The 10,531-nt window shown below is 73.5% G+C and carries 9 protein-coding genes and 2 tRNA genes; 7 read left to right on the top strand and 4 right to left on the bottom strand.

Annotation, left to right across the window (positions count from 1 at the left end; translation table 11 throughout):
• Positions 1 to 226: 226 nt before the first annotated feature.
• Complete coding sequence (gene ettA, locus ACH9EU_RS11635) at positions 227 to 1,909, top strand: energy-dependent translational throttle protein EttA (protein ID WP_396414091.1); 1,683 nt, start codon at positions 227 to 229, stop codon at positions 1,907 to 1,909.
• Positions 1,910 to 2,056: 147 nt separating this feature from the next.
• Here ettA and ACH9EU_RS11630 read toward each other — a convergent pair whose 3' ends face one another.
• Positions 2,057 to 2,947: an acyl-CoA thioesterase domain-containing protein gene (locus ACH9EU_RS11630; protein WP_396414090.1), complete on the bottom strand. Its 891-nt coding sequence runs from the start codon at positions 2,945 to 2,947 to the stop codon at positions 2,057 to 2,059.
• 85 nt (positions 2,948 to 3,032) lie between these two features.
• Here ACH9EU_RS11630 and ACH9EU_RS11625 point away from each other — a divergent pair, with 85 nt between their 5' ends.
• A complete protein-coding gene (locus ACH9EU_RS11625) occupies positions 3,033 to 3,527 on the top strand; it encodes a thioesterase family protein (RefSeq protein WP_396414089.1) in 495 nt (164 codons plus the stop codon).
• On the top strand, positions 3,524 to 4,192 hold the full coding sequence (locus ACH9EU_RS11620) for a hypothetical protein (RefSeq protein WP_396414088.1): 669 nt from the start codon (positions 3,524 to 3,526) through the stop codon (positions 4,190 to 4,192). The genes ACH9EU_RS11625 and ACH9EU_RS11620 overlap by 4 nt, the downstream gene beginning before the upstream one ends.
• A 52-nt stretch (positions 4,193 to 4,244) precedes the next feature.
• On the opposite strand, the gene ACH9EU_RS11615 is transcribed toward ACH9EU_RS11620, so the two are convergent.
• Positions 4,245 to 4,664, bottom strand: coding sequence for a globin (locus ACH9EU_RS11615; protein WP_396414092.1), 420 nt, complete (start codon positions 4,662 to 4,664; stop codon positions 4,245 to 4,247).
• Positions 4,665 to 4,870: 206 nt separating this feature from the next.
• Positions 4,871 to 7,438 (bottom strand): aminopeptidase N, encoded by a 2,568-nt coding sequence (gene pepN / locus ACH9EU_RS11610; protein ID WP_396414087.1) that lies wholly within the window; start codon positions 7,436 to 7,438, stop codon positions 4,871 to 4,873.
• A 218-nt stretch (positions 7,439 to 7,656) separates the two neighbouring features.
• Here pepN and ACH9EU_RS11605 point away from each other — a divergent pair, with 218 nt between their 5' ends.
• The 3 genes from ACH9EU_RS11605 to ACH9EU_RS11595 all read left to right on the top strand — a co-directional run bounded on the left by ACH9EU_RS11605 (position 7,657) and on the right by ACH9EU_RS11595 (position 9,796).
• A complete protein-coding gene (locus ACH9EU_RS11605) occupies positions 7,657 to 8,178 on the top strand; it encodes a ribose-5-phosphate isomerase (protein WP_396414086.1) in 522 nt (173 codons plus the stop codon).
• Positions 8,179 to 9,066 (top strand): DNA-formamidopyrimidine glycosylase family protein, encoded by an 888-nt coding sequence (locus ACH9EU_RS11600; protein ID WP_396414085.1) that lies wholly within the window; start codon positions 8,179 to 8,181, stop codon positions 9,064 to 9,066.
• An 88-nt stretch (positions 9,067 to 9,154) separates the two neighbouring features.
• Positions 9,155 to 9,796 carry a methyltransferase domain-containing protein gene (locus ACH9EU_RS11595; RefSeq protein WP_396414084.1) on the top strand — a complete coding sequence of 214 codons (642 nt, stop codon included), beginning with the start codon at positions 9,155 to 9,157 and terminating at the stop codon, positions 9,794 to 9,796.
• A gap of 334 nt (positions 9,797 to 10,130) precedes the next feature.
• Here ACH9EU_RS11595 and ACH9EU_RS11590 read toward each other — a convergent pair.
• A tRNA-Gly gene (locus tag ACH9EU_RS11590) sits at positions 10,131 to 10,201 on the bottom strand.
• A gap of 228 nt (positions 10,202 to 10,429) precedes the next feature.
• Here ACH9EU_RS11590 and ACH9EU_RS11585 point away from each other — a divergent pair.
• Positions 10,430 to 10,502 (top strand) — tRNA-Pro (locus tag ACH9EU_RS11585).
• The last annotated feature ends 29 nt before the right edge of the window (positions 10,503 to 10,531 follow it).

Raw genomic sequence — 10,531 nt, 5'->3', positions numbered from 1 at the left:
CCGGCCGGAGGGCGACCCTGCCGAGCCGGACGACGTCGACCCGGAGACCGGGGAGATCCTCGCCCCCGTCGGGCACGGGGAACCCGGTCCGGAGCGGACGCCCGCGACGGCCTGAGGCGTCCCGGCCGGCGCCGGTCCGTCGCGCTGCGGGCCGCGCCGGACGCGGGCCCACCGCCGGTTCCGGTCCGGCCCGTGGGCGGGTCCCGGGCGGGGTAGCCTTGGGGGCATGGCGGAATTCATCTACACCATGTCCAAGGCCCGCAAGACCGTGGGCGACAAAGTCATCCTCGACGACGTCACCATGTCGTTCTACCCGGGCGCCAAGATCGGCGTCGTGGGCCCCAACGGGGCGGGCAAGTCGACCATTCTCAAGATCATGGCCGGCCTCGACCAGCCGTCCAACGGCGAGGCCCGGCTCAGCCCGGGCTACACCGTGGGCATCCTTCAGCAGGAGCCGCCACTGAACGAGGACAAGACCGTCCTCGGCAACGTCGAGGAGGGCGTGGGCGAGATCAAGTCCAAGCTCGACCGGTTCAACGAGATCTCCGAGCTGATGGCTCAGCCCGACGCCGACTTCGACGCCCTCATGGAGGAGATGGGCAGGCTCCAGGAGGACATCGACGCCGCCAACGCCTGGGACCTCGACTCGCAGCTGGAGCAGGCGATGGACGCCCTGCGCTGCCCGCCGCCGGACGCCGACGTCAAGATCCTTTCCGGAGGTGAGCGCCGCCGGGTGGCCCTGTGCAAGCTCCTGCTCCAGAAGCCCGACCTGCTGCTGCTCGACGAGCCGACCAACCACCTGGACGCCGAGTCCGTGCTGTGGCTCGAGCAGCACCTCAAGGAGTACCCCGGGGCCGTGCTCGCCGTGACCCACGACCGGTACTTCCTCGACCACGTGGCCGAGTGGATCTGCGAGGTCGACCGCGGTCGGCTCTACCCCTACGAGGGCAACTACTCCACCTACCTGGAGACCAAGGGGCAGCGTCTGGCGATCCAGGGCAAGAAGGACGCCAAGCAGGCCAAGCGCCTGGCCGACGAGCTCCAGTGGGTGCGCTCCAACGCCAAGGGCCGTCAGGCCAAGTCCAAGGCCCGTCTGGCCCGCTACGAGGAGATGGCGGCGGAGGCGGAGAAGACCCGCAAGCTCGACTTCGAGGAGATCCAGATCCCGCCGGGACCGCGACTGGGCAGCCTGGTCATCGAGGCCAGGAACCTGCAGAAGGGTTTCGGCGACCGCTCCCTCATCAAGGACCTGTCCTTCACCCTGCCCCGCAACGGCATCGTGGGCGTCATCGGCCCCAACGGCGTGGGGAAGTCCACCCTGTTCAAGACCATCGTCGGTCTCGAGGAGCTGGACGGCGGCGAGCTGCGGATCGGCGACTCGGTGAAGATCTCCTACGTGGACCAGAACCGGGAGAACCTCGACCCCAACAAGTCGCTGTGGGAGGTCGTCTCCGACGGGCTCGACTACATCAACGTGGGCAACGTCGAGATGCCGTCCCGCGCCTACGTCTCCGCCTTCGGGTTCAAGGGCCCGGACCAGCAGAAGAAGGCCGGCGTGCTCTCCGGCGGCGAGCGCAACCGGCTCAACCTGGCCCTGACGCTCAAGCAGGGCGGCAACCTGCTGCTCCTGGACGAGCCGACCAACGACCTCGACGTCGAGACCCTCGGCTCCCTCGAGAACGCGCTGCTGGACTTCCCGGGCTGCGCCGTGGTCGTCTCCCACGACCGGTGGTTCCTCGACCGGGTCGCCACCCACATCCTCGCGTGGGAGGGCACCGACGAGGAGCCGGACAACTGGTACTGGTTCGAGGGCAACTTCGAGTCCTACGAGGCGAACAAGGTGGAGCGCCTCGGGGCCGACGCCGCCCGCCCGCACCGCGTCACCCACCGTCGCCTGACGCGCGACTGACCGGAGCCCAGGGGTCGCGTTCCGACCCGCCCACCCGCCGAAGGGGCCCGTTCCGCCGGATGTGAGCAGTCTTTTCGGTCGAACGGGCCCCTTCGGTGCGAGTGGGCTCGGAACGGGCCCCTTCGTGCCCGGAGGACGGTGCCCCGGTCAGGCGAACTCCGGGAAGCGCATCATGCCCTCCTGCGCGGTGGTGGCCACGAGCCGGCCGTCGCGGGTGAACATCCGGCCCACGCCGAGCCCACGGGCGGAGGACGCGTTGGGCGAGGACTGCACGTAGAGGAGCCACTCGTCGGCACGGGCCTCCCGGTGCCACCACATGGCGTGGTCCAGGGAGGCGAGGTTCATCCCGGGCTCCATCCACGTCTTGCCGTGCATCCGCAGGATGGGCTCCAGCAGCGTGTAGTCGCTCGCGTAGGCCAGCGCCGCGCGGTGGATCGCGGGATCGTCCGGAAGCGGCTTGAGGGTCTTGATCCACACGGCGTTGTAGGGCTCACCCCTGGTGTCGGGCCGGAAGTAGATGGGCTCGGTGACGTAGCGGATGTCGAAGGGCCGCTCGAAGGCCACGGCCTGCGCCTCCGGCAGGTCGACGTGGCCCAGCAGCTCGACGGCGCTGGGCAGCGACTCCGGCTCGGGCAGACCGCGTGGCGCCTCGTCCTGGTGCTCGAGCCCCTGGGCCGGGATCTGGAACGAGGCGATGCAGGAGAGGATCGCCTTACCGCCCTGGTAGGCGTGCACCCGGCGGGCGGAGAAGGAGCGGCCGTCCCGGACGCGTTCGACGCCGAACGTGATGGGCTCGGACACGTCCCCCGGCCGCAGGAAGTACCCGTGCAGGGAGTGGATGATCCGCTCGGGGTCCACGGTGCGCATGGCGGCCGTCGCCGACTGCGCCAGCACCTGGCCGCCGTATACCCGGTTGCGGGCGGGGGACAGGGACCGGCCCACGAAGATGTCCTCGAGCGTGCGGGCGCCGCCGACGTCGGCGAGGTCGAGCATCTCGAGCAGGGCCTGCGTGGGGTCCGGGGCGGAGCTGTTGGTCATGGGCCTCACTCTAGCCAAGGGCCCGGGGCCGTCAGCGCTCCGTGCCGCCGGCCCCGGGCGCGCCGGGGTGTGATGGGATGGGGGCATGTCTTCGCTGCTGATCCCCATCCAGATGCGCTTCGGCGACATCGACAGCTACGGCCACGTGAACAACGTCGTCGTGCTCCAGTACCTCGAGGACGCCCGCGTCCGGCTCCTGCGCCGGCCGCTGCCGGAGGGCGCCGTGGCGGGCGCGCCGGCGGGCACCACGTTCCGCGACCTGGCCGGTGGCCGCCGGACCGTGGTGGGCCGCCAGGAGGTCGAGTACGTCGACGAGCTGCTGTACCGGCCGGACCCGGTCTTCGTGCAGGTGTGGGTCTCATCGGTGGGCGGGGCCAGCTTCGTCCTGGACTACCGGGTCCAGGAGGAGGACGGCTCGAAGACCTACGCGGTGGCCCAGAGCGTGACCGTGCAGACCGACCCGGCGACCGGGCGCCCGGCCGCCCTCGATGACGCCCAGCGCCGCGCGCTCGAGCACTGGTCCGGTGCGCCGACGCGCTTCACCCGCCGTCCCGCCGCGGCCGGGGCGCAGGCGCGATGACGCGGTCGCTGCCCCTGACCGATACCCGCGACGTCGCCGACCTGCGGACCTTCCTGTCCCGGGCACGAGGCGTGGACGCCCAGGGGGCCGTGCGGTTCCAAGGCCGGGGCAGGGCCCTGGGGGTGTACGTGTGCGTGCTCGAGCCCCACGGCCTGCTCGACCGGACGCCGACGGTGCTGGGGCTGCGCACCGCGGCCCTGGCCGAGGAGCGCCGACTGGACGTCACGGTTCCGCTGGGCGGGGTGCTCGACCGCATGCCGCGGCAGGAGGAGGGCACGACAGAGGTCGCCCTGCCACCCGTGGACGCGGCCGCGTCGTGGGCCGGCATCACGCCGCCCCTGAGCGGCTGGACGCCCGTGGGCGCCGTGGCCGGGGACGCCGTGCGCGAGGCCGCCCGGAACGGGATCGCCGAGGTCGCCCGCACCGTGCCCACCGACGCGGGCCCCGCCGTCGTCGACACGGTGCGCTCGCAGGTCTGGGGCCGCACCTCCGGGTGGACGGAGCCCGTGGCCGGCCTCCTCACCGGGGGGCCCCTGCCCGACGGCGCGGCGTTCGCCGCGTACTCGCTGGGCTTCCTCCGTCCCGGCGCCGAGGTGGACGTCGCCGAGAACGGCCGCTGGGTGCGCCTGAGCGCTCCGGGCGGGCACGTGCTCGTCAAGCACTGAGCACGCCCCGGCGGCCGGCGACGGTGCAGGCCGGCCGAGCGGTCCGGCGCGATCAGCCGGGGCGGTTGATCATGGCGTGGGCGGCGCGGTCGAGGTAGTCCCAGAGGATCCCGTCGTGCAACGGGGAGAGCTCCAGGGTGTCCAGGGCCGCGCGCATGTGCCGCAGCCAGGTGTCGCGCGCCCACGTGTCCACCGGGAAGGGCATGTGCCGCATCCGCAGCCGCGGGTGGCCCCGCTGCTCCGAGTAGGTCGTGGGCCCGCCCCAGTACTGCTCCAGGAACATCCGCAGGCGGTCCTCGGCGGGGCCGAGATCGTCCTCCGGGTACAGCGCGCGGAACCGTTCGTCCTCGGCCACGCGCGCGTAGAACTCGTGGACGAGCTTGGCGAAGGTCTCGTGGCCGCCCACCTGGTCGTAGAAGGATGACTCCCGGCCCGTCTCGGCCGCCTCCCTGGCGTCGCCGACCTGGGGCACCGGCCGCCGGATCTGGGAGAGGGGAGCGCCCACGGAGAACGAGCGGGCACCGGCGGGCGGGGCGGCCGAGGGGTCGGTGCGCGGCCCGGGCGGCGACTGCGGGGACGAGGGTCCCGGCGGCTGCGCCCCCGGGGACTGCGCCCCGGGGAGCTGGGGGTCGGACGACGGCGCCTCCGTGGGCGGGTCCTCCCGGGGCCGGTCGGCGCTCATGCCCGCACCGCCTCGTGCCGGGCGTCCACGGCCTGGGCCCGGACGGCGCGGGCGACGCCGTCGCGCTGCTCGAGCACGAGCCGGCGCAGCCCGTGCAGATCCTCGGGCAGATCCGCGAGGAACTCGTCGGTCGCCTCGAGGGTGGCCGGGGCGGGCACGTTCGGGTACATCCCGACCGCGACCTGCTGGGCGAGCTCGTGGGTGCGGGAGCGCCAGAGCCCGGGGATCGCGGCGAAGTACTGCTCGACGTACGGGAGGAGCAGCGAGCTGTCGGCCGCCCTGCGGAAGCCGTCGATCGCCGCCTCCTGGATCGAGTTGGGCAGGGAGCCCTCCACGACCACCGCCCGCCACGTCCGGGCCTTGGCCTCCGTCGTGGGGATCGACGCCCGGGCGCGCGCGGCCTCGATGGCGCCGTTCTCCGTGCGGTCCTCGGCGAGCATCGCCTCGACGTCGGGGTCGCCGCGGCGGCCCCCGGCGCACAGGGCGGTCAGCACGGCCCAGCGCAGGTCGGTGTCCAGCGCGAGACCCTGCAGGGTGCGGTCCCCCGCGAGCAGCTCCTCCAGGAGGTCCAGCTGCCCGTCGGTGCGGGCCCGGCGGGCGAAGGCCCTGAGGAACTGCAGCTGCTGGTCGGAGCCGGCCGCGGCGTCCTCCGTGAGCTGCCACAGCCGGTCGGCGGCGGCGTGCTGGGTGCGCTCGCGGGCCGGCTCGGCCACATAGTCCTCGAGCACCGTGTCCAGCCGGCGCAGCTGCACCTGGATGCCGGTCGAGTCGGTCTCGTGGGCGATGTTGCCGAGCACCAGGTCCGCGTACCGGCGGGCGGGGGTCTCGCCGTCGTGCACGCCGTCCCAGACCGAGGCCTGCACCAGGGTGCGGGGGAGGGGGTCCTCGAAGTCCTTCAGGTGCTCCAGGGCGGTGTCCAGGGAGCACTCGTCGAGCCGGATCTTCGCGTAGGCGAGGTCGTCGTCGTTGAGCAGCACGAGGTCGGGCCGTTCCCGGCCCACGAGCTGGGTGACCGCGGTGCTCGCCCCGTCGACGTCGAGCTCCGCACGGTGCGTGCGCACGAGCGTGCCGGTCGCCTCGTCGTGGTCGTAGAAGCCGACCGCGAGCCGGTGCGGGCGCAGCGTGGGGTGCTCCTCGGGCGCGCTCTGCCGAATGCCGAACGCCGTGATCACCCCGTCCTGGTCGGTCTCCACGACAGGGGTCAGGGTGTTGACACCGGCCGTCCCGAGCCACTTGGCGGCCCAGTCCTCGAGGTCCCGGCCGCTGGCCTCCTCCAGGCGCACCAGGAGGTCCCGCAGCTCCGTGGATCCCCACGCGTGCTCGCGGAAGTACTCCCCGAGCCCGGCCATGAACCGGTCCTGGCCGACCCAGGCCACCAGCTGCTTGAGCACCGAGGCGCCCTTGGCGTAGGTGATGCCGTCGAAGTTGACGAGCACGTCCTCGAGGTCGCGGATCTCGGCGACGATCGGGTGGGTGGTGGGCAGCTGGTCCTGCGTGTACCCCCAGGACTTCTCCCCGGCGGCGAACGTGGTCCACGCGCCGGTGAAGCGGGTGTTCTCGGCCGCGGCGAGGGTGGACATGAACTCGGCGAAGGACTCGTTGAGCCACAGGTCGTTCCACCAGCGCATGGTCACGAAGTCGCCGAACCACATGTGGGCGAGCTCGTGCAGGATCGTGATCGCCCGCCGCTCCACGCGGGCCTGCGTGGGCTTGGAACGGAAGACGTAGAGCTCCACGAACGTCACGGCGCCGGCGTTCTCCATGGCTCCCGCGTTGAACTGGGGCACGAAGAGCTGGTCGTACTTCGCGAACGGGTACGGGACGCCGAACTGCGCCTCGTAGAACTCGAAGCCCTGCTTGGTGATCGCGAACATCTCCTCCGCCTCGACGTGCTCCATCAGCGAGCGACGCGCGTAGACGCCCAGCGGGATGGTGCGGCCGTCGGCGCTCGTGAGCTCGTCGTGCACGGACTCGTACGGCCCGGCGATCAGCGCCGTGACGTAGCAGGGGAGGACCGGGGTGGGGGAGAAGGACCAGGTGGCGCCGTCCTCGCCGGCGGGCACGGGCTCGGGGGCCGGCTGGTTGGAGACCACGCTCCAGTGCCGGGGGGCGGTCACGGTGAACGCGAACGTCGCCTTCAGGTCGGGCTGCTCGAAGACCGCGAACATCCGGCGGGTGTCGGCGACCTCGAACTGCGTGTACAGGTACACCTCGCCGTCCACCGGGTCCACGAAGCGGTGGAGCCCCTCGCCGGTGTTCATGTACCGGAAGTCCGCGTCCACCGTCAGCACGTTCTCCGCCCGGAGCCCGGGCAGCCGGACCCGCACGCCGTCGGAGACCTCGGCGGGATCCAGCTCCTCGCCGTTGAGCGCCACGGAGTGCACCGTGTCCGTGATCGCGTCCACGAACGTCTCCGCGCCGGGGGTCGCCCGGAAGCGCACCGTCGTCGTCGAGCGGAAGACGCGCTCGCCGGTCGTGAGGTCCAGGACCACCTCGTAGGCGTCCACGGCCACGGTCTCGGCCCGCGCGGTCGCCTCCAGGCGGGTCAGGTTCGTTCCGGGCACTTGGGTGCCGTCCTCTCGTCGGGGTCAGGGGACGCCCGCGGCCGCGGGGCCGGGGAATTCCGAACCATTATGACAGCCGGCCCTCCCGGACCGGGGCCGGTGGTCCGCCCGGCGGGAGGAGCCCGTCGCGGCGTCTGCCACTACGCTGGAGGGCGGCCGGTCCGCGTCCGCGGACCCCGCACCACCACGTCCCGCGAGAACCCAGGAGCCCGCCGCCCATGCGCGTCCACATCGCCACCGACCACGCCGGCCTGGAGCTGTCCCAGTACCTCGTCGAGCACCTGACCGCCGCCGGCTACGACCTCGTCGACCACGGCCCGGCCGAGTACGACGCGCTCGACGACTACCCCGCGTTCTGCATCAGCGCCGCCCGCGCCGTCCGCGACGACCGCGAGCACGGGCTCGACTCCCTCGGCATCGTGCTGGGCGGATCGGGCAACGGCGAGCAGATGGCCGCCAACAAGGTCCGCGGCATCCGCGCGGCCCTGGCCTGGAACCTCGACACGGCCCGGCTCGCGCGCGGGCACAACGACGCCCAGGTGGTGGCCGTGGGCGGGCGCCAGCACCCCCCGGAGGAGGCCCTGGAGATCGTGCAGGCGTTCCTGGCCGAGCCGTTCACCGGCGAGGAGCGCCACGCCCGCAGGATCGCCCAGATCGCCGAGTACGAGAGCACCGGCACCGTGGCGGGCCGGCTGGACGACATCCGTCCCCGGCAGTTCCCGGCCGTCCGGGAGGCGTGAGTGCCCGAGGGCCACTCGGTCCACCGCCTGGCCCGCCAGTTCTCCGACTGCTTCGCGGGCCAGGCCCTGGCCGTGAGCTCCCCACAGGGGAGGTTCGCGGACGGGGCCGCGGTCCTCGACGGCGCCGTGCTGGAGGGCGCCCGCGCCCACGGCAAGCAGCTGTTCCTCGACTTCGCCGGAGACCGGGTGCTGCGCTCGCACCTGGGCCTCTACGGCGCGTGGAGCTTCGGGGGCACCGAGGGCTTCCGCGGGGCGTCCTCCATCGGGGCCCCGCGCCGGATCGGGGAGCGGGAGGCCCACGACGACGACGCCGTGGCGGGCCCGCTCCGGCCGCCACCGCCGGTCGGGGCGGTGCGGGTCCGGCTCGTCGGCGACGAGGGGTGGGCGGACCTGAGGGGTCCCGCGCAGTGCGTCCTCGAGACCCGCGCCGAGGCGGAGGCCGCCCGGGCACGGCTGGGCCCGGACCCGCTCGACCCGCTCGCCGACCCGGCGAGCTTCGTGGCCGCGGTGCGGCGCAGCCGGCGGCCGGTCGGGGCGCTGCTCATGGACCAGGCTGTCGTGGCCGGGGTGGGCAACATCTTCCGGGCGGAGTCGCTCTTCCGGCGCGGGATCGACCCCGCGACCCCGGGCCGGACCCTCGACGACGCCGTGCTGCTCGGGCTGTGGACGGAGAACGTGACGCTGATGCGCACGGGTGTGCGGCTGGGCCGGATCGTGACCACCGATCCCGCCGACCGTCCGGGCGTGGCAGAGGACCAGGCGTGGCCCGAGCACGCTCACCTGGTCTACCGGCGCACGGGCCTCCCGTGCCGCCGCTGCGGGGCGCCCGTGGCCGGCCGGGAGCTCGAGGGCCGGGCGCTGTACTGGTGCCCGGGCTGCCAGGGCTGACCCGGCGCGGGGCCGCGCGGTACCGGTGCCCCGGCTTCCGGGTCCGGCAGGGCTGACCCGGCGCGGGGTCGCCCGGTAGCCTGCCCCCATGAGCAGCTGCTGCGGCCCCGGTTCCTACAGCACCGTGTTCGGGCCCCGGTTCGCCCACCGCCTGGCTCGCCGCTACCGGCGGCGGGGCCTCGACCGCGCCTCCCGGCGTGTCGTGGCGTTCTTGGTCGCGCAGGGGATCGAGGGGGCGAGCGTGCTCGAGATCGGCGGCGGCGTGGGCGAGATCCAGCTGGAGCTGCTGCGCCGCGGCGCCGCGCGGACCACGAACCTGGAGCTCGTGGACTCCTACGAGGCCGACGCCGCCCAGCTGGCCGCCGACGCCGGGGTCGCCGACCGCCTCGAACGGCGGCAGCTCGACATCGCGACGGATCCGGAATCGGTCGGACCGCACGACGTCGTGGTCCTGCACCGGGTGGTGTGCTGCTACCCCGACCACGAACGGCTGCTGGGTGCCGCCGCAGACCATGCGACACGCCTCCTCGTCTTCAGCCACCCGCCCGGGCACCTGCTCGCCCGGGCGCTGGTCGCCGTGTCCAACCTGGCCTGCCGCGCGGTGGGGACCTCCTTCCGGGCCCACGCCCACTCCCCGCGCGAGATGCTCGCCGTGCTCGAGCGCCACGGCCTGCGTCCGGTGCACGTCTCCCGCGGCCCCGTGTGGCAGGTCGTCGGCCTCGCCCGGTGAGCCGCCGCGCCGACCCCCCAGCCGCCGTCCCCCTGCAGCGCCGACCGCCCACGCCGGCTTCGATTTCCCAGGCCGGCGTTTGGGGATCCGAAATGGGCCCTGGGGAGTCGGCGCCGGGCGGCTCTGGCGGCTGGGGAGTCGATGCCGGGCGGCTCTGGCGGCTGGGGAGTCGGTGGTTGGGGGCTCTGGCGGCGGGGGAGTCGGTGCCGGGAGGCTCAGGTGGCCGGGGTCGGCGACCGGGGGCGGTCCGTCGGAGGAGCCGGGCGGCGCGTGCAGAGGGCCCGGGGAACGGCGAACGCCCCGGTCCTGGGCGGACCGGGGCGTTCGTTGATCGAGGGGATGACGGGAATCGAACCCGCGTAATCAGTTTGGAAGACTGAGGCTCTACCATTGAGCTACATCCCCGCTGGGCACTCCCCATTAACCGTTCCGGCGCACGCGGTGTCAAATCCTCCGGATCGCGGGCACGGCGGGCCGTTCCCGACGACCGGGGACGCCGCCGGGGACGCGGCACGGCAGCGCCGGCAGCGCCCCGCGGGGCCGAGGTGCGGGTCCGTCCGCCCAGCCGGTAGACTCGCCGTGGCCCGTGCACGGGCGACCCCTCCCGGTCGCCGCAGCCGAGGCTGCAGGAACCGGGGCGTAGCGTAGTGGCTAGCGCGCCTGCTTTGGGAGCAGGAGATCGCAGGTTCGAGTCCTGTCGCCCCGACGTTGGAGCGGCTGCCCGGCCCCGCCGGG

This window comes from Kocuria rhizosphaerae, assembly GCF_044462265.1.
Classification (GTDB): domain Bacteria; phylum Actinomycetota; class Actinomycetes; order Actinomycetales; family Micrococcaceae; genus Kocuria; species Kocuria rhizosphaerae.
Note: the sequence above shows the minus strand (reverse complement) of the source record. Positions and strands in the feature narration are given on the sequence as shown.